This window comes from Mycoplasma sp. P36-A1 (genome assembly GCF_049478495.1).
GTDB lineage: Bacteria > Bacillota_I > Bacilli_A > JAJDGJ01 > JAJDGJ01 > P36-A1.
This window is the reverse complement of sequence record NZ_CP168083.1, coordinates 1,682,605-1,703,890: the sequence shown is the minus strand read 5'-3', so window position 1 is coordinate 1,703,890 and position 21,286 is coordinate 1,682,605. Positions and strand designations below refer to the sequence as shown.

Genomic DNA, 21,286 nt, shown 5'->3' with positions numbered 1-21,286 from the left:
GGAATTTATGTTTAATAGTAAAGAAAACAAAGAGCTAATTGGGGATAAAAAAAGCTTTAAAAAAGAAATAATTGAAACAATAGTTATAGTTGCAGTAATCTTTTTGATCTTTCAATATCTATTGATGTCAGTAAGAGTACAAGGTACTTCAATGGAGCCAACTTATGTAGATGGTGAACGTGGAGTAATGGTAAGAGCTAGCTTTTTAAACAAGGCCGATTATCATGATGTTGTAGTTGTTGATTATTTTGATGAAGATAAACAACAATCAGAACTTATTGTTAAAAGAGTATTTGGAATGCCAAATGATACAGTACAAATTAAAGATAATGTAGTGTTAGTTAATGGAGTTGCTGCAAGAGATGATACAAAATCGCCAGACACAGTAATGGAAGATATGGATGCAGTTACACTAAGCTCAGATGAATACTTTATACTAGGTGACAATAGAAATGTTTCTTTAGATTCTCGAATTATTGGACCGATAAAAAAAGAACAAATAAAAGCAATAAATGGTATTTCATATTGGCCTGTTGATAAGATAGGACTTATAAATTAGATTGTTCCTTATTTTATAAAATACAAGTAACAATAAATATAAACATTAAAAAGCGAAGTGAATTCGCTTTTTTTATGTATGTAAAACAAAGAAATAAAAAACTATAAAAAGCATATAGAAATACACTTTGAATATATAAAATAGAATTGCTTAAGCAAAGATATAATAGTAATATTTATCTATAAATATTTGAAAGGAACAGGCTAGCTAGCAATCTGCCTAAATAACAATGAAAAAATTTTTAATATACACTCTATTTTATATACTATCTTTAACATCAATAATAATAAGCAGTTTAATAAGTTATTTTTTAAGCTGTACAATTACTTTCATAATAACATCATACTTAGAAATACAAATTTCAGAAACAATTAGTGTAATACTAATATTAGTAACATTTTTCCCCTTTTTTGTAGCAATCTTTCAAATGATGCAAGATCTTAACTATGCAATAATTCATAAGTTAGGTTATTGGGCTAGAAGCTATACAAAATATAGTTATAGAAGTTTTAGCTTTCCTCAATTTTATGAAAAAATATATAATACACCAGAAATGAGTTTAGCAATAAGTAAATCTAAGTATACTTATCGAATCTTTGGAGTTGTTCAATGGGTTATTTGTTGTATAGTGGTAGAAGTAGGAATAGGTGGTTCATTATTAGTAACAGAATACTTGCATTTAAATTATAATTTTATAGTCAAAATTATCTTATTTTTAGTTTTTATGGCAAGTGTAATACTAGTATTAGATCTATGGTCTAAACTACAAAAAAAATTAAATTTAGAAATTGCATACATTGAAAATGAAAGAGAATTCTATTGTAAAAAGAGTAATGATTTAATGTAATACTAGATGAGTGTTCTAAATAATATGTAAAAATGGTATAATAAGACTTACTTAGAAAGTTTTGTTATATCTTTTTAAGTTAAAAATATATAATAAATCAATAACCACTTAATACTTAGTAATAGCATTTAAGTATTAAGAATAAAGGAGTTAATAATATGGCAACAATACACTGGTTTCCTGGTCATATGGCCAAAGCTAGAAGACTAATAGAAGAAAAAATAAAATTAATAGATATTGTAATAGAAATAGTAGATGCAAGAATTCCTTATTCAAGTAAAAATCCTATGATGGATAAGTTAGTTCATAATAAACAAAAAGTAATGTTACTATCTAAAACAGATCTTGCTGATCCAACTTATACAAAAGAGTGGGTTAAGTATTATGAAGAAAAAGGATATGAAGTTATTGCAACTAATCTTTTAGATTTTAAGGAAATGAATCGTTTAGTAAATAAGGCAAAAGTAGTACTAAAACCTAAATTTGAAAAAGATGCTAAAAGAGGTTTAAAACCAAGAGCAATTAGAGCTTTAATTGTTGGAATTCCTAATGTGGGTAAATCTACACTTATTAATAAAATGGCTAAAAGAAAATCTGCAAAAACAGGTGATAAAGCTGGTGTAACTAAAGCATTACAGTGGATAAAGGTAAATAAGGAGTTTGAATTATTGGATAGTCCTGGGATACTTTGGCCTAAGTTTGAAGATAAGCAAGTTGCTATCAATCTAGCACTGACTGGTGCAATAAAAGAAGAAATCTTACCCAAAGATGAATTATGTATTTACTGTATGAAGTTTTTAAATACTTACTATAAAGAACATTTTTATAAACGTTACTCATTGACTGAGATGGATAATGATAATTTAGATTCAATAATTGCTGCCATGGATCATATTGCCAATGTAAGAAAAGCAATTTTACCAGGTAATCAAGTAGACTATGACAAAGTATATGATATAGTATTAAGAGAGTCGCGTAATGGAACAATTGCGCCAATTACATTTGATGTCAAATTTACTGAGTAACTATGATTTAGATCTATTAAAAAAATATGACTATATCATTGGTATAGATGAAGTAGGACGAGGTTGTTTAGCTGGACCATTAGTAGTCTGTGGTGCCATAATGTCTTATGAAAATTTAATAGATGAAGTAAATGATAGTAAAAAATTAAGTGAGAAAAAAAGAGAAAAAATACTACCTCTAATAAAAGATAATGTATTAGATTATTTTGTTTTAGAAGTTAACAATGATATAGTAGATGAAATAAATATCTACCAAGCAACAAAACAAGCTATGCAGCATGTTGCTAAAAAACTAAATAGAAATAATACGCTAATTTTAACTGATGCAATGCCTTTAAATATGGATAATAACATCGATATTATAAAAGGAGATGCTACTAGTTATGCAATAGCTTGTGCATCAATTATTGCCAAAGTATATCGTGATCATATCATGGTTGAATTAGACCAAGTATATCCAGAATATGGCTTTGCTAAACATAAAGGATATGGTACTAAACAACACAAAGAAGCATTAATACAATATGGTTATTTAGATAAAATACATCGTAAAAGTTATGAACCAATAAAATCAATGATTTCTAAACAAATGAAATTATTTTAAAAAAGGACCATTAGGTCCTTTTAATAATATATATTTACTTTTAAAATGATAATATAATCAATAAAAACGATAGATAATTAATATTATATTTTTTAATATCTTTAATAAATTATATAAATTGTGTAATAACAAAGTTTAAAGTATAAGCACTAACTTAAATTATTATTACATAAGTGGAAAAATTCACAGATAGTAGTGCAAAAAGTTATAAATAGAAGTATAATAAATATAAATAGAATTTTGGAGCTGATTACATGAAATATGAAGATAGAATAAAAGGAATGTTATATGGATTAATAGTTGGTGATGCCTTGGGAGCACAAGTAGAAAATGCTGTTAGAGGTACTTTTTATGTTAGTGATATGATAGGTAGGGGAGACTTTGATTATCCAGCAGGAACATGGTCTGATGTTAGTTCAATGAGTCTTTGTTTAGTAGAAAATATTATAGATGAAGGTGATGCATCAGATTTGATGGATAAGTTTTTATCATTTTATGAAGAAGGGCATTTAACACCATTTGATAAGAGTTTCGATGTTGGTCCTAAATTAATAGATGCATTTATGAGATATAAACTAGAAGGAGTAGCTGCTTCAGAAGCTGGTGGAAATAGCTACTATGAAAATGGAAATGGTGCCTTAATGAGAATATCACCACTAGTTCCAGAATTTATAAAATTAGAATATGATTTTGATACAAGATTTAGTAAGATGCAAGAAATTACTCATTTAACCCATCGCAATCCAATATCTGATTTAGGCTGTATAATCTATTTAGAAATAATAAGAAATATATATTTAGGTTATAATAAAGATGATTCTTTAGAAAATACACGTAATACTATTATAGAACATCTAAGTTATTCGCCATATTTAGAAAACTTTGACTCATTTAATTACCTATTTACAGCTGCTTATGAGTTTGAATCAATTAATAATATTAAAGCCTCAGGTTATATAGTAGAATCTTTAGAAGCAGTAATCTTCTGTTTCTATAACTTTAACAACTATACAGATTGTATCTTAAATGCAATTAATTTAGGCTTAGATACAAGTACTACAGGATCAGTAACAGGTGCATTAGCGGGTAGTTACTATGGTATAGAAGATGTACCATTAAAATGGCAGTATAAATTAATTAGACATACATTGATAGATCGTTTAATAATCAAATACATTGAAAAGACTATTTAAACTAGTCTTTTTTTTTATAAATCATTTGTTGAAATAATAAAAAATAGATATACTATAATTAAGAGGTGATCAAATGTTTAAACATATTAAAAAAATATTATTATTTATTAGCAGTGCAATGGCAGGATATTACTTAGTAGTAGAATTTATACCAAGAATATTCCTGCAATTTATATCATTAACATTTTTTAGAGTGCCTAATGATCATCGAAAGCATAATTATAAAATAAAAAATGTTAAAGTAAAAAGAGATGTTAGCTACGAATCAAAATATAAAAGAAATAATTACGACTTATACTTAAGTGAACAGCAAGTAGATAAGACACCTACACTAATTTGGATACATGGTGGAGGATTTATGGGTGGAGATAAAGTAAGCATGTCATCTTTTGCTTCAAAAGTAGCTCAAAATGGTTATAATGTTGTAGTATTAAACTATGATTTAATACCAAATGTAGTTTATCCAGAACCACTAGTACAAATATCAGAATTTTTTGAGTATTTTAAAACTCATAATAAATATAATATAAATATGGATAACATGTTTATAGCAGGAGACTCTGCTGGAGCACATTATGCTAGTCAATTCATAGCAATTCAAAACAATATTGAATATGCTAGAATGCTAAACATAGCACCAGTAATAAATAGTGATAATGTTAGAGGCTTATTACTTTATTGTGGCTTTTATGATTTCATAGAAGTGAGTAATGTTCATGAATCTAATTTTATTAGATATGGTTTTGAGCAATTAGGATGGATGTACTATGGAGAAAGAGATTGGCAAAATGCAACAATTGCTAAAACATCATCTATTGCAGAATATATAAAAAATAAATATCCTGCAACCTTTTTAACAGATGGTAATTTTAAATCATTTGAAGAAGATACTAAAAGATTTGCCCAAAAATTACAAGAAAATGGTGTAGAAGTTCATGAACTATATTTTGATGAAAATAAATATATCACACCGCATGAATACTTTAGATTAATGCATACTAAACCAGCAAAGATTTGCTTTAAAGAAACAATTAGTTTTTTAGATAAATACAAATTATAAATAATAACGGGGCTGTAATGCATTAGCATATATAGTCCTATACAATAAAAGGAAGAATGTTTACTCAATGTAGAGAAAACATTCTTCCTTTTTAGTATAATTGATATATGAATACCGAATTACTCAATAACAATTATGCTTTTAATTATAAACCAGTTCAGCTTATTTTACCACTAGAAGTAGAAGTAATTTCACCAGCTGATGATGTAGTACATTCATTTGTAGAACTAATGAAAGGATTTAATTTATCAAAATACATAACTCGATCATACCATAGAGGTAATCAAGGGTATGATCCTACAATGATGTTACTAGTTATTTTATTTGCATATACTAACCAAATTTATTCTTTAAGAAAAATAGAACAAGCATGTAAAACAGACATACGATTTATGAGTCTTTGTAATATGAAGACTCCATCTCACAATGCTTTCGCAACATTTATAAATGAAAATTTAGTTGATAAAAATATAGAAAATATATTTTATGATATAAATAAATATATTATCTCTTGTGATGATTCAATTGATACTTCAAAACTTTATATAGATGGTACTAAATTTGAAGCCAATGCTAAAAAGACTAGTTTTGTATGGCGTAAAGCTGTTGAAAAATTTCAACAAAAACTATTTACTAATGTTTCAACTTTCATAGTAGAATATAATAAATGTTATGATCAATATTTTCCAGTTAAAAATAAATATAAATCAACATACTTAAAAACAATAGTAGAAGATATTGAAATAAATATAAAAAAACAAAAAATTGAGTTTGTTTATGGAAAAGGATCTAGAAAACACGATTTACAAAGAAAACATGAAAAAATAAATGATTATTATTCAAGATTAGCTAAATATGAAGAACATTTTAAAATATTTGAAAATAGAAACAGTTACTCTAAAACTGATCATGATGCCACTTTCATGCACATGAAATATGATTATTATAACAATACTGGAGTTTTTAAACCAGGGTATAATATCCAAGTAGGAGTTTCAAGTGAATATATAATGGTTGCAGATATATTTCAGTGTGCCAATGATTTGAGAACATTCATTCCATTAATGGATTTGTATAAATCTAAATATAAAAGTTATCCACAGTATCCAGTAGGTGATGCTGGATATGGTAGTTTTGAAAACTATAAATATTGTAAAGAACACAATATGGAATTAACTTTAAAATACCCATTATTCAATAAAGTTAATTTTGATAAAACTTTTGTTAAGAAGAAAAAATATCAAGCTATTAACTTTAAAACATCAGAAAATGGATTCAAAATTTGTCCTGAAAATCAAGAGTTTAATGTTTTAATAAGTGAAAATATAATAGATGTAAATGGCTACGGAAAAAAACAATATAAATATGAATGCACTAAATGTAATGACTGTCCAGTCAAATCAGAATGCACTAAAGCTGCAGGAAATAGAATGATAACAGTTACACCTGAGCTTGAAGAAATGTACAAAAAAGTAAATGAAAACCTTACAGGAGATTTTGGTAGTAACTTAAGAAAACAAAGAAGTATCCAAGCAGAAGGAACATTTGGAATAATTAAACAAGATTATCAATACACTAGAATACATAGAAAAAAGATAGAGAATGTCAAAACTGAGCTTTTACTAATATGTATAGGATATAACATAAAAAAATATCATAATAAAAAAAGCAGAATTAAGCTTAATTGATATATTTAAACTGAATATCGTGATAGGCTTTTTAATAATGCCTTTTTTTATGAAATATACTAATAACTGAACAAATTCTGTATTAAAACTAAAAAAGCTATAATGCATGATTATTAAATCAATGCATTACAGCCTCTTCTTATAAAAAAAAGACCCGAAGGTCCATTAAACAATAATTAATGATATAGTTTTCTAGCAATCCCTTTTACTATTGAAACTATAGCAATTAAAACCAAAATAAGTTTAAGATAGAAGGCTATGTTATTTCCAGTTGTAGGTAACATAACAGCTTTTTTAATTGCTGTTTTTTTACTAACAACCTTTTTACTACTAGGTTTATTAGTATTACTAGTATTCAAATTAACAGTAGCAAGTTTAGTATACTTAGCAGTTAAAACTAAATTACTATTTATTTTTGTATTGCTTATATCAAACAAGACATTAGCAGAATTAAACCAACCATCAAAACGATAATTATTCACCTTATATGTTTTAAGATTAGTTATAATCTTATTTTCATCAACTTGAATAGTATACTGTTTATTATTTTTGTTAAATTTATTAATAATAGTTACAGTATATTGTTTAGGTTTAGAAGTAGTAATATTATTGTTAATACTATTTCTAAATTGAGCTAGTTTAGCTTTTAACTGTGAGTATGCATCATTAATAGTATTTACATTATTCAAAGATAAACTATCAATCTTAACCTTAAAATCATTAAGTTTAGCTTCTAATGATTTTATTTGATCAATAGAAGTAGGTGTAAGCTTATCAATATCTGCTTTAAAATCACTAAGTTGTTTTAACATATCAGTGATGTTATCACTAGTTTGATTAGTGTTTAAAGCTGGAATCTTTGCAATTTCTAATTCAAAAGCTTTAAGCTTATCTAATAACAAATTCAAATCAGTAGAATTAGTAGTGTTAGTAGTTGAAAGCTTATCAACTTCCTTTTTAAAATCAGCAAGTTTAACTTTTAAATCACTTAGAAAATTTGTAGATACATTATTATTATTTTTTAACTCATTGACCTTATCAACAAGTGGCTGTAATTTTAAAATTAGATCAGCCAGTAAATTAGTAGTAGTACTTTGATTACTATTTGCAGCGTTTGCAGCTTTCAGTTTAAGAATAATAGGATCATTAACAAATGCCTCTAGTTTTGTTAAAAAATCATCAGTCTTAATAGTAAAACCTGCAGTAGATGTAGTAGTTGTAGTAGTTGTAATTTGAGTTGCCTTTGTAGTATAAGAACAGTTAAAAAATAAAATACTAGTAAATACCATGACAAGCATATTTCTTGTCCATTTTTGATTAATCATAAATTCTCCTTTCATGATTATCCCCATTAGTGTTCTCATATATATTATGTATATTTTAAAGGCATAATTAAAGAGCATTATTTAATATTTTACAAATGTAATTATTATTAATAAATAGTTAATACAATTTGTAATTATAGTAAGTATAAACAACCTTATATATCACGATAATTGAAGATCATTATAATTCTAAAAATAATATTAAATGAGATATATTGATTAAATACCAAGTTCATAATATAGTGTAAATATCTATAATATTATTACTTTTAACAGTATTATAATAAATAATAATTACATAAAAAAAATATAGTCTTAAATTTAAAAAAGAGTTATTAAGTATATCTATAATCCTTAAATCAGTAGCGTAAAGCAATTATATTAATAGATTATCATAACTAATATTCTAAATAAATAGAGTATAAATGTACAATAGTATATTATTTATAATATTAGTAAATATCAATATTTAGAAACTTGACAATAATATATTTTAAACTATTAAATTTTATACTATTAAAATAATGTGAAACAAATACACGTATTATCGATATTAAGACTAGCTAAATCTTAATATAATGCTACTATTAACTAAAAATAATATGTTGTTTTTAATAATCAGTAAAAAAAATTACTGAGAGATAAGATTATTTTCACTTAATCGAAAATAAAATATATTACAATATTTTCAAAGAGGTGATAATATGGGTGTTAATACAATAGCTGGAAATAAGTGTATAGTTGAAGTTGTTAAAGATAGCTCTGTTTATCAATTGTTGAGTAATATTAATTTTCCATATATATTACCAATAATTGAAATAAATGATTATAATATTGTTTATGAGTATAAAGATTATAAAAGTTTAAAAAAATATTTGAATGGTGGATTAAGTATTGATGAACAAATAGTTATTTCATTACGATTAATAAATGCTTTTAAACAGCTTGCTGATAATAACATTTATATATCACATATAAGTCTAGATAACATATTATATGATCAAGAAGATAAATATTTATATATGACTTTATTTGATTCAGCATCAACATTTATCACAATGGTATCTTTATATGATATATTAAGTAAGTTCAATCTTCCTGAAGAATTTAATCCTTATATGAAAAAGTTACTATCTAGAAATGTAAATGAAAACTTTCATAATTATTCACAAGCATTTAAAGAATTTTATAGTCTAAGTCAAACATACTATAATAAACAACGTTTAAATGGAGTAACAAGTAATTATTCATTAGATGATTTTAAAGCCCAAGTATTTGTCGATCATCGAAAAGATTTAATTAAAGAACAAGCCGAAATTGAAGAAGATGGAGCAACTAAACTTAATGCTAACTATGAACTAGCAATAGGTTACAAGTACAGTAAATTAATGCAAGTAGTAAGTAAATTACTAATAATATTATTTGTTTTTAAAACTTCTTATGATATTATCTATATTCATAATAAAGATATTTTTATAGTCTTAGCAACTAACTTCTTAATATACTTTGCAGTAGTACCACTAACTATCAATTTAATTAGAGTAAGTATATCTTTATTAAGAAAACAATATAGTATATATAGTGAGAATAAAAAAAGATTTTATCAAACAAGTATTTCTTACTTAGTTGTCTTAGCATTACTAATATATGCTTTTAACTATTAAACAACAAAACCATAACTATAAGTAAATAGCTTATAATTATGGTTTTATTTATCTAAAATAAATAAAGATAGAGGTTTAAGTTGATATTGAATAAGTAATTTATTTAAATCATCTAAAGAGAAAGAATACTTAATAGCATATAATATTAAAGCATCTTTTAATAATTTAGAGTATAAAATATTCATTTCAAATATATTAAGCATAAAGTTAATCAATTTAAGATCAGCTTTTAAATAAATTAAAATAACTAATAAATTATCTCTAGATAAAACTAAGAAGTTATTATCAAGAGATAATTGAACTAAACAATCATCTTTAAATAACTTGTAACTTAAAGAAGCAATATTAGTATACAAACAGATATAATTAAATAAAATGCTTAAGGCAGATATATCATTACAATAAGACAAATTAAAATTATTATTTTTATTTAAATCTTCACCTACGATTATCATTTCATCAAAAAGAATTTTTTCATTGCCCATTAATATCACCAATTTCATTATAACAAAATGCTTATTAAAAGAAGTAACTTAGCAAGACACTTTTAATAAAGATGTTTTTATTAAAGATACCTTTATTAATATTTTACTAAATGGTAAAATATAAGTATAAAATATGTTTCTTTTATAAATAATTATTGTAATTATATACAGAAAGGTGTGGCATAATGGAAAGTATTATGTTTAATAATGTAAAGGCTAAAAAAAAGATAGTTGATAATGCAGGTATATATGCGACACTAAAGTTGAATAATTATAAATACATGCCTAAAATATTAGAAATAAAAAATGAATATGTAATCTATGAATATGTTGAAGGTATGACATTAAGAGAATTATTAAGTACAAATACTACATACAATAATAGAATAGAAATATGTCTTTCAATAATAAAGGCCTTGAAAGATCTAGCTGACTTAGACCTAATACACAAAGATATTAAGCCAGAAAATATAATTATCGCAAACGACTTAAAAAATGTATACTTGATAGACTTTGAAACTACTAGATCATATGATAAAGAAAAAAATAAAGATACAGTTATTATAGGAACACCTTACTATGCTTCACCAGAACATTATGGATTCAAGCAGACAACATATAAATCAGACATGTATTCACTAGGATTAATATTTTCAGAAATGAATTTACCTGAAGAGTTTACAGTGCTTAACAATAAAGCAAAAGAAGTAGATGATACTCATCGATTTGCAGACTTTCAAACAATGTTGACTTGGTATATAAGAGTATATCAAGAATACCAAGAAAAACAAGATGACATAAAATTAAATTCAATTAAAATAATAGAAGAAATAAACAAGGAAGAAAAAAATCATTATAACGATAATACAATTAATACAAATCATTTATCAGCAAAGAATAAGCTTAATAAAAAAGCAATAACTGAAACAATAAATGATATAGCTAACCAAAGTGCAAGTAAATTAGATTTTTTTAATTTAGATAAAAATAAAAAAATATTAAAAAAGAATAATAGTACTATTAAACCAGGTAGTAATCAAACAACTAAAAAATTAGATATAAGTATAACAAAAGTATTAGATTTATTTAATGATGGTTTAGGATACAAGAAAAGTAAAATAATAAAATGGTATATCATATTAATGGCAGTTTTTGCATTAATTATGAGTGTAAGTGATAATTTGAAAAACAGTCATAATTTTATTGAGAGTATAAGTTACATCATATTTAACATAACTTGTTTAACATTATTAATAGTACCATTATTTAATTTAGTTATAATCACAATAAAGAGATTATTTAAGTGTAAAACAGGGTATGAAAATGAATACACAAAACTAATGTATGGGATAGCATTTGTACTAGTATTCACCTTTATAATTTTAATGTTCACATCTACCTATTACCCACAAAATACTCTACAACTATAAAAGCATGTTTATATATGCTTTTTTTTATATTATACAATCATTTATCATCAAGTGAAAAAATTCACAAAGATATTATCATAGAAAAAACAGTGTAATAAATTTCACATTTAATAAATATTTCTAATGAAATAAGTGATTATTTTTAACCCTTTTATATATACATTATAAATCTATAAAAGATGATACTTAAAATAACGGTAATTAATAATAGTAAATGGTTCATATCATTAAAAAAATATTAACAATAATTTATAAAATTATTAATTACATAAATAATATTATAATTAAAAGATAATTATATTAAAAATATTTATAAAAAAATAATTTAGAAAAATAGCTGAGAAATAAATGTATAGTAGTATTTGCATAGATTGTTTTTTGAAAGTGAATTTTTCTATTGATAGTTACATTATGATAAAAATTCAAAAAATCTTAAATTGATAGTGTTTTTTAAAAGATAATAGTTTCAATATAAATATTCACAAATAGTAATAATAATAAAGAATAATGAATTGCTTTAAAGCGATTTGTGTATGAAAATAAGTGTAATAATAGTTAATTATTTATGATATATTACCTTTAGGTGTTATTCTTGTGTAAAAGAAATGATGCTTATAAATATATAATAAATGGAGGTTAATTATGAAAAACAATTTTAGTAAAATAGTATTGAGTATATTGATGTTTGGAACTATTATCAGTGCAGATATTTATGCAAATGGTATTGTTAAAGAACAAAACTATAGTTTTTTTAACAGCTTGATTTCAAATAAGGAATATAATATGGGCAATATTAAAAAAGAAAAAACAACAGTGCCAGATGTAAAAGATAAGAGTGTTGTGAATAATAAAGGTGTTAAAGCACCTGAAACAATTATTGGAACTGTTACAAGTGTATTTCCAGATGTTAATTTGCAAATTAGAATGGCAACAATTTTAGGTGTAAATATAGATGATAATGTAACATACGAGCAATTGGCAAGAGTGTCTGGTGTTATAGATTTAAATTTCTCGGGCATAAAAAGTCTTGATGGAATGCAATATTTTACAGGAATACATACACTTTTATTAAGAGATAATGCAATTAGTGATATCAGCAATTTAAGTACTTTAAAAGAGCTAAAAGTCTTGAATATATCTAATAATAAGATAAGTGTTTTACCAAATGATATATTTAAAAATCTTACAAAATTAGAAGATCTTAATCTTAGTACTAATAATATTGTAGATATATATGAACTAAATAAACTAACTTCTTTAGTAAATTTAGAAATTACAGACAATGATATAACGGTAATTGAAGATAATACTTTTTTAAATTTAAATAATTTAAATAAAGTGATGCTTGATGAAAATTCTATTAACTCTATTCAATATAATGCTTTTAAAGGTGTTACAAGAGTTTCAAATTTTTCAGCTTCTAATAATCAAATAGAAGACATAACAGCACTTTATAATATAACAAAAGATATCTCACTGCCAAAATTAAATTTATCTAACAATAAAATTAAAGATATATCAGCCTTAGAAAGTTGGGGGATTTTTGGTGGACTATCGTTAATGAATAATTCAATTGTAGATGTAAGTCCTATTAAAGGAATTAATGATCCACTGGCTTTTCCTGTAGCATTAGTAGGACAAAATGTTCAATTAGAAGCTGTTGATTATGGCGCATCAAAAGGACCTTATGTTTTTTCAAATATCATTAAAAATGAATTAGGTGAGTTAATAACAGCTGATTCTGTTTCAAATAATGGTGTTATAAGTAAAGACAATATAACATGGGATAACTTAAATCCTACAAATAAAAGTCTAACTGTTAATTGGGATTCTAATGTTATAAATAATAGTGTAAAGTTTATTGGTGAAATGACAATACCAATAAAAGTTTACCAAACACCACCTACTTTAACTGTAAGTCCATTTATTGAAACAGATAAGGGAGTTGATATTAATTTTCTTGATTATGCAGAAGCTCAAGATAGTTGGACAGGTGACTTAGAAAGTAGTATTAAAATTGAAAGTGATTTTGATAAATCAAAGCCAGGAGTCTATTTAGCAAAGTTTTCTGTTAAAGACAATGCAGATCAAGAAGCTACTGCTACATCTGTTGTAGTAGTTAAAGATAGTAGTATTGAAATAGGAACTAAATATATTATTAGTGCTAACAACTTTGAAAAAAGAGTAGGGCAAGTAAATACTGATGTAGACCAAATAAAAAAAGATGCTAATGTTAAAGTATACAATAAAGCAACAGGAGTAGAAGTAGCAGAAGCAGTAAATGTAGAGACTAATGGCTATAAGGCAGAAACAGGTACTTATAAAATCAAGTTTGCTATTGCTAGTGAAGCGGCAACAACGATTACTGTTGATGCTAAAGTAGTAACTGGAGAAAAACCAGTACTAGTAGTTAATAAGTTTATCCAAATTAATGTAAATGAAGAATTTGATCCTTCTAAGCTATATACTGTTAGTGATAAAGAAGACAGTAATGTAAATATAGACATTGATAATAAGGTAGATAATACTCAAGCAGGAGTATACACAGTTAGTTATACTGCAACTGATAGTGATAAAAATACTGATACTGTTAATCAAATAGTAGTAGTTAAAGATAGTAGTATTGAAGTAGGTAGTAAATATATTATTAGTGCTAACAGCTTTGAAAAAAGAGTAGGACAAGTAAATACTGATGTAGACCAAATAAAAAAAGATGCTAATGTTAAAGTAATAGATAAAACAAGTGGAAAAGAAGTAGCAGAAGCAGTAACTGTAGAGACTAATGGCTATAAGGCAAAAACAGGTACATATAAGATCAAGTTTACTATTGCTAGTGAAACAACGACTACTATTACTGTTGATGCTAAAGTAATAACAGGAGAAAAACCAGTATTAGTAGTTGATAAGTTTATCCAAATAAATGTAAACGATGAATTTGATCCTTCTAAACTTTATACTGTTAGTGATAAAGAAGACAGTAGTATTACTTATGTAGTCATTGATAATAAGGTAGATAATACTAAAGCAGGAGTATATACAGTTAACTATATTGCAACTGATAGTGATAAAAATACTGATAATGTACAACAAATAGTAGTAGTTAAAGATAGTAGTATTGAAGTAGGTAGTAAATATATTATTAGTGCTAACAACTTTGAAAAAAGAGTAGGACAAGTTAATACTGATTTAGAGCAAATAAAAAAAGATGCTAATGTTAAAGTATACAACAAAGCAACAGGAGTAGAAGTATCAGAAGCAGTAAGTGTAGAAACTGGCGGCTATAAGGCAGAAACAGGTACTTATAAAATCAAGTTTACTATTGCTAGTGAAACAACAACAACGATTACTGTAGATGCTAAGGTAGTAACTGGAGAAAAACCAGTATTGGTAGTTGATAAGTTTATCCAAATAAATTTAAACGAAGAATTTGATCCTTCTAAGCTTTATACTGTTAGTGATAAAGAAGATAGTAGTGTTACTGATGTAGTCATTGATAATAAGGTAGATAATACTAAAGCAGGAGTATACATAGTTAGTTATACTGCAACTGATAGTGATAAAAATACTGATACTGTTAAACAAATAGTAGTAGTTAAAGATAGTAGTATTGAAGTAGGAACTAAATATATTATTAGTGCTAACAACTTTGAAAAAAGAGTAGGACAAGTAAATACTGATTTAGAACAAATAAAAAAAGATGCTAATGTTAAAGTAATAGATAAAGCAACAGGAAAAGAAGTAGCAGAAGCAGTAAATGTCGAGACAGGTGGCTATAAGGCAGAAACAGGTACTTATAAAATAAAGTTTACTATTGCTAGTGAAACAACAACAACTATTACTGTTGATGCTAAAGTAGTAACTGGTGATTTACCAATAATAACAATTCCATCATTTAGTCAAATTAATGTTAAAGATAAATTTGATGATAAAGATGGTCTAATAGTAACAGATACTGAAGATAAGAATATAATTACTAAATTAAAAATACAGGGTGAAGTGGACAATGAAACTGCTGGTGTATATACTTTAAATTATAGTGTTACTGATAGTGATAACAATAAAGTAGAAGTTACTAGAGTAGTTTTAGTTAAAAATGATAATTTTGAAATTGGAAAAGATTATATAATAGAAGCTTTAGATTTTACTAAAACAGTATCTAGTGTTAAGACAGATAATAAAACACTTATTAAGGATGCAGCTGTAAATGTGTATGATAAAAAAACAGGAAAAATAATTCAAACTGAAATGACCATAAACATAGGTAAGTATAAAGCAGAAGTAGGAGTATATGACATTAACTTTAAAATAAAAAAAGATGAACAAGCGTCTAGAACAATCAAAGCAACTGTAAATGAGGGAAATGCTCCAATAATAAAAGGATCACATTTTGTAGAAATAAGACAGGGTGAAGATTTCAATAATCTTAAAGGTGTAACAATCACCGACATAGAAGATGGTAAAGATATCTATAAAAACTTAGAAGTTCAAGGTAATTTAAATACAAATAAAGCAGGAATATACAAGCTTGAATATAAAGTAAATGATAAAGATGGAAACATTGCAAAGCTTTTTAGAACAGTTCTTGTAAATAATGGAGACTTTGTTTATGATAATGATCTTATAATAACTGCACAAAGTTTCAACATTGAATTAAATGATGCTAAAAACTTAACAGAAGCTCAAATAAAAGAATTAAGTAAGGTTAAAGTATATAATGTAAAAACTAATAAGTGGCAGATTAATCCAATAATAAAAGTAGATAGAAAAGACTTTAAAGAAGAAATAGGTAAACATGCAATTAGTTTACAAGTAAACCCAATTATCAAAATAAAAATTAATGTTGTAAAAGATTTAAATAATATTAATGATGAAGTGGAAAGTAGTACTACTCCAAATGAAGAAAATAAAACAAATAGTAAAAGTAAAACTAATAACTTACTACCCCAAACAGGTATGAAACAAAGTATTATAATTTTACCTTTAATATCATTAATAATAATTTTATTTATAATAAAAAAGAGAAAAACTAACAATAAATAAACATTATTAATAAAATCATATAAGATATGTAATGCATAAAATTATGCATTACATTCTTTTTGTATAAATATAGCTATATAACCTTTTTATTAAAAAAACAATAAAAAAACATAAAAAGTGAAAAAAATCACAAACTTTTTATGTTGACAATGAGTTAAAGTTATAAGTGTAAATTTTACGTTAATTAATTATTCCTATATTAAGAAAAATTAATGTAAAAGGAAAACTATTCTCAACTACTTTTTAAAATGATAATAAACATCCTTTATTCTAGCATTTTAAATTAAATAATACACATGTAACAAAATGTTAAAATAATGTAAATTAGTGCGATTCCTATTAACATAAACCTATTTACTAACTTTTTATTGATAAGATAATTCACTTATTGTCTACTTAAGGTTAAAATAGTGTTATTTATTATGTATTGTGGCTAAAAAAAGACTGTGTTATTATAATTATAGTAACTTATTTTAAACTTAAACAATTAAAGAGGTAGCTAAATGGAAATGGAAGATAGAGCAGTATTAGAAAGCTTGGAAGCTGTATTAAAAGCATTACGAAAAGCTAAAAAAGAAATTAAAGAAGAATTAGAATATATAGAACATAAAGATGCTTGTTCACATATAAATATAATAATTGAAAATATAAGTGATAATCATTTAACGTTGAATAGGTATCGTAAAAAATATCGAATTGCAAAATCAAAAGTAAGAGTAGAGCCATATAGAAAATATCAAAAAAGAAAGAGAAAGATAGAAACTTAAATTTTAAAAAATAATTAAATGGAGAATGATTTTATGAAAGTATTTATATATAAAGCCAACTATAAAGTCGTTTCGCAATTTATTGTAGGCAACTTTAGATTTTATAATGGCCAGAGAATAAGCGTAGACAAGAATACTATAAGTATTATGATAATAGATAACAAGATCTTTAGAGTTATAATAAAAACAAAAGAACAAAAAAGATTTATTCTAAAAAACTGTGTGAGATTATACAATTAATGTATGGTTTTAAATAAAATAAAAAAGAGCGGATATACCCTTGTACCAAATAAAAGTGTTGTAATAAGATATCAAGAAATATTAGGTAGATTAATGGTAGAAACAAACATTTGGAATGTTGATGAATCAGGCAAACAAGTTTTTAACTTCAGTCCAGATATCTATAAAAATACAGTTATTTATATTATCCGTGATAAAAACTGTTACTGTAATTGCGTTAGTAAATTTAAAGCAAATTTATTAATAGTTGACTATGCATATAGTGATGCAATAGAGAATAAAATTAATCAGTATGATGTAGAACAATATAACTTTGAAAAAACAACATTAGATAGTATACTTGATGAATTATGGTGTTGTATAAGTAATAACTAAACAATAGACTTAATTATAGATAGAATGCTTGTATCTATAAACTAAGTCTATTTAGTTTTAATAAAGTACACAATATCTACTATTTTTAAGTGAAAGCGCTTAATAATTAGCTAACTGTAATATATAATTAAGCAACTAGTTAATAAAATGGATAACATATATAGCATATCCTTAATTGAAAACAAATAAGACACAATTTTATGTTAAACATATTAACAAAAAAATAAAAAAAACCAAATAATTTAAAAATCATTTAAAACTAAATATAAACTAACATAAATCACTTTACATACGAAACAAATCGAGTACAATTAACTTAAGGACATATAAAAGTGATTACAATAGTATTGCACAAAATACAATTGCATTTATAGTCTATATCGAATTATAGTAAAATTGAGGCATTAATAAATCAGTGAGAGAAAGGTAGGTAAGATAACTTATATAATAAAAAGAAAATAGTTACACAACAATAATATCTAGTTACATTAAATAATATCTAAATTTACATGATACATGATAATATCAAATTAAAAGTCATAACATCCCAAAACAAATTTTAATAACAAAAGAATTTAGATACATAGATTAAAGTCTATCTAACTGTTACTAATACATTAATCTATAACTAACAACAATATTATTAACTATTATTATTAAAATCATTATAAATGTGAATATTTTAAACAAAGTATTTTATAATATCGTATAAAATACAAGGGTAGAGTTTGATTATAAAATCATACTAAAAAGGGAAAAGCGGAAAATATAAAAGTATAAATCCATTAAACAATAATTACATAATAAACTTACTATGACCAAGTAAGAAAATTCAAAATAATAAATTTTAACAGCTTAAAAATATACGCTTATTAAACCAAAATAATATATTAATAAATAACAACTTGAATTGAGGGATTCAACTTGTGAAAGTAGCATTATGTTACTTAACTATTAATTAATCAATCAGTAATATCAATTATAGAAAAAAAGGTAAAAAATGGGGACACACATAAATAATCAAGAGTTAGCACAAATTGATGAAGAAAATGAATTAACAAAGTACATAAGAGAAAGAACTAGCAATCAAGAAGATAAAGAAAGTACCATTAGCTTATTACTAGGGTATAAATATAGTAAAATAATGAGAATGTTACTTACCCCCTTTACAATATTGTTTATCATAGCAGAAGTATTATTACTATTCCTGTTATTTAAACATCAAGTAAATTTAACTAAAGCGATTTTAATATCTATCGGGTATACAATCAATGTCTTTATATTATTACCAATAGTAGTAAATATTGTAAGAGTAACAATACTACTACCATTGAATAAAGCAGATGATTATAACAAACTAAAAATGAAATACTATTTAACTGCAATAGTAGTTCTAATAATAGGATTTGGAGTCTTTAGATTTCTTCCTACAACAATATAAAAAAAAGCGATCTAAATCAATAATAGTTTAGATCGCTTTTTTAATGTATAGATATTATTATTTGAGTTATTAATGTCTCATATTTAAATGGCAAAAGTGTAATAATATTTACTGCTTTACTATTAGTAATCATAATCAGAAATTTGGTAAAGGTGGATAAAAAAATTGTTCACCAAGTTTCATGAGTGCACGAATAAAATGTTGCTATAAAACTTAGATAGTAATATGAATTCAAGATATTAAATCAGTAGTAAGTTTTTTTCAATACAGAAAACACTTTATTTAAACACTCAATTTTATTGCTAAATACAATACATTTGCATCTTTAAACTTACGGGGGTTATATCCCGTTTTTTTAGTTATTTTATCAAGTTTATACTGTAAAGTATTTTTATGTATAAATAACAATTCACAAGTTTTAGCTAAAGACATATCATGATCAAAATAACATTTTAATAATTCAATATCATCTTCTTTAATATTATTTATAACCTTACTTAAGTAAGCTTGTTTACTATTATCATCTATATTAGATAGTATTAAATCAATAGTAAGGTTATCATATATTTCAATATTAGACTCTAATCCAATGCTCTTAAGTGTTGTAAGACAACTTTTATGAGACTGCTCTAATTGTAGTATTGGCACTTTTTTACCAATGGCAAACTTCATGCGGTTGTTATTAATATCTGCAAAATATTCTATAGCTTCTTTTTGACTCTCGTACTTACTATCTTTAATAACGCACATGTAGAAGTTAGGATAGTCATATGTATATAGTTTGGTATCTATACTATCAAAAAGTTTATGAATATCTTTTTCAATTAAAGCAATATTATTAGCAGCACAGTTTTGACTAATTTGAATAAGAATCATTCTAACTGTATCATTTGTAGTAAGATCATAATTTTTAAGGTTTGTTGTTAATAAATTATAATCAAACTTTTCTTTGTTAATAAGTGAATTAATAATAAATTGTTTTTTATTATCATCTATTTTATTATCTTCACTTAATTCTTTCTCTCTTATTAATAACAAAGTAATTCTTTGTGCTAAATAGGCATATTTATTAACATCATTAGGATGTCCGCTAATGCCAATAACGCCAATAATGTAGTTTTTATGCATTACAGGCATATTTACGCCTCTTTTTGTACCTTCATATGCATCATCACTATCTACTTCAATAGTAGTACTAGTAACAGCACTTTTTTGACCGGCTTCATGGTAAGTGTTTACTCTACTTTCATCTGTACTGGCTATAATGATACCATTTGGTCCAATAAAATTTACATCATAACCACTGACATCTTTTACTGTGTTAACTATTTGATTTGCAAGTGCTGTTTCTATCTTTATATACATTTAGATCACTCCTATAAGTATTAATTAGTGGTTGTTACGTATAACTATTAATTAATTTAATTATTGGTATATGTAACAAATTTTCATACTATTAGATTAAATAATACTAGCATGTATAACATTGTATAAATAACTAATAATTTGGTATAGTATGATTATAACATATGAGAGGATGTAA

16 protein-coding genes are annotated in these 21,286 nt (G+C 24.7%); 13 read left to right on the top strand and 3 right to left on the bottom strand.

The window, feature by feature from the left end:
• The first annotated feature begins 7 nt into the window (after nucleotides 1–7).
• From lepB to ACD762_RS08250, 7 genes are all read left to right on the top strand, one after another.
• Entirely contained in the window at nucleotides 8–559 is a 552-nt protein-coding gene (lepB, locus tag ACD762_RS08280) for a signal peptidase I (protein WP_423363519.1), read from the top strand.
• A 229-nt stretch (nucleotides 560–788) separates the two neighbouring features.
• A complete protein-coding gene (locus ACD762_RS08275) occupies nucleotides 789–1,406 on the top strand; it encodes a hypothetical protein (RefSeq protein WP_423363518.1) in 618 nt (205 codons plus the stop codon).
• Between the two features lie 158 nt (nucleotides 1,407–1,564).
• Entirely contained in the window at nucleotides 1,565–2,431 is an 867-nt protein-coding gene (gene ylqF / locus ACD762_RS08270) for a ribosome biogenesis GTPase YlqF (protein WP_423363517.1), read from the top strand.
• Nucleotides 2,412–3,035, top strand: a complete 624-nt coding sequence (locus ACD762_RS08265) for a ribonuclease HII (protein WP_423363516.1) — start codon at nucleotides 2,412–2,414, stop codon at nucleotides 3,033–3,035. Before ylqF ends, ACD762_RS08265 begins: the two co-directional genes overlap by 20 nt.
• 254 nt (nucleotides 3,036–3,289) lie before the next feature.
• Nucleotides 3,290–4,228 (top strand): ADP-ribosylglycohydrolase family protein, encoded by a 939-nt coding sequence (locus ACD762_RS08260; RefSeq protein ID WP_423363515.1) that lies wholly within the window; start codon nucleotides 3,290–3,292, stop codon nucleotides 4,226–4,228.
• A gap of 73 nt (nucleotides 4,229–4,301) precedes the next feature.
• Nucleotides 4,302–5,288, top strand: a complete 987-nt coding sequence (locus ACD762_RS08255; RefSeq protein WP_423363514.1) for an alpha/beta hydrolase — start codon at nucleotides 4,302–4,304, stop codon at nucleotides 5,286–5,288.
• A 107-nt stretch (nucleotides 5,289–5,395) separates the two neighbouring features.
• Entirely contained in the window at nucleotides 5,396–6,985 is a 1,590-nt protein-coding gene (locus tag ACD762_RS08250; RefSeq protein ID WP_423363416.1) for an IS1182 family transposase, read from the top strand.
• Between the two features lie 167 nt (nucleotides 6,986–7,152).
• Here ACD762_RS08250 and ACD762_RS08245 read toward each other — a convergent pair whose 3' ends face one another.
• Nucleotides 7,153–8,316 carry a hypothetical protein gene (locus ACD762_RS08245; protein WP_423363513.1) on the bottom strand — a complete coding sequence of 388 codons (1,164 nt, stop codon included), beginning with the start codon at nucleotides 8,314–8,316 and terminating at the stop codon, nucleotides 7,153–7,155.
• Nucleotides 8,317–9,005: 689 nt separating this feature from the next.
• Here ACD762_RS08245 and ACD762_RS08240 point away from each other — a divergent pair.
• Nucleotides 9,006–9,965 (top strand): hypothetical protein, encoded by a 960-nt coding sequence (locus ACD762_RS08240; RefSeq protein ID WP_423363512.1) that lies wholly within the window; start codon nucleotides 9,006–9,008, stop codon nucleotides 9,963–9,965.
• Nucleotides 9,966–10,009: 44 nt separating this feature from the next.
• Here the strand turns inward: ACD762_RS08240 and ACD762_RS08235 are convergent, their stop codons facing one another.
• On the bottom strand, nucleotides 10,010–10,450 hold the full coding sequence (locus ACD762_RS08235) for a hypothetical protein (RefSeq protein ID WP_423363511.1): 441 nt from the start codon (nucleotides 10,448–10,450) through the stop codon (nucleotides 10,010–10,012).
• Between the two features lie 185 nt (nucleotides 10,451–10,635).
• Between ACD762_RS08235 and ACD762_RS08230 the strand changes: the two genes are divergently transcribed.
• From ACD762_RS08230 to ACD762_RS08210, 5 genes are all read left to right on the top strand, one after another.
• Nucleotides 10,636–11,880: a protein kinase domain-containing protein gene (locus tag ACD762_RS08230; RefSeq protein ID WP_423363510.1), complete on the top strand. Its 1,245-nt coding sequence runs from the start codon at nucleotides 10,636–10,638 to the stop codon at nucleotides 11,878–11,880.
• Nucleotides 11,881–12,522: 642 nt separating this feature from the next.
• Nucleotides 12,523–16,920, top strand: a complete 4,398-nt coding sequence (locus tag ACD762_RS08225; protein WP_423363509.1) for an immunoglobulin-like domain-containing protein — start codon at nucleotides 12,523–12,525, stop codon at nucleotides 16,918–16,920.
• A gap of 503 nt (nucleotides 16,921–17,423) precedes the next feature.
• Entirely contained in the window at nucleotides 17,424–17,687 is a 264-nt protein-coding gene (locus ACD762_RS08220; protein ID WP_423363508.1) for a hypothetical protein, read from the top strand.
• A gap of 243 nt (nucleotides 17,688–17,930) precedes the next feature.
• On the top strand, nucleotides 17,931–18,302 hold the full coding sequence (locus tag ACD762_RS08215; RefSeq protein WP_423363507.1) for a hypothetical protein: 372 nt from the start codon (nucleotides 17,931–17,933) through the stop codon (nucleotides 18,300–18,302).
• A 1,000-nt stretch (nucleotides 18,303–19,302) separates the two neighbouring features.
• Nucleotides 19,303–19,743, top strand: coding sequence for a hypothetical protein (locus ACD762_RS08210; protein WP_423363506.1), 441 nt, complete (start codon nucleotides 19,303–19,305; stop codon nucleotides 19,741–19,743).
• A gap of 282 nt (nucleotides 19,744–20,025) precedes the next feature.
• Here the strand turns inward: ACD762_RS08210 and ACD762_RS08205 are convergent, their stop codons facing one another.
• Nucleotides 20,026–21,108, bottom strand: coding sequence for a CdaR family transcriptional regulator (locus ACD762_RS08205; RefSeq protein ID WP_423363505.1), 1,083 nt, complete (start codon nucleotides 21,106–21,108; stop codon nucleotides 20,026–20,028).
• Between the last annotated feature and the right edge of the window lie 178 nt (nucleotides 21,109–21,286).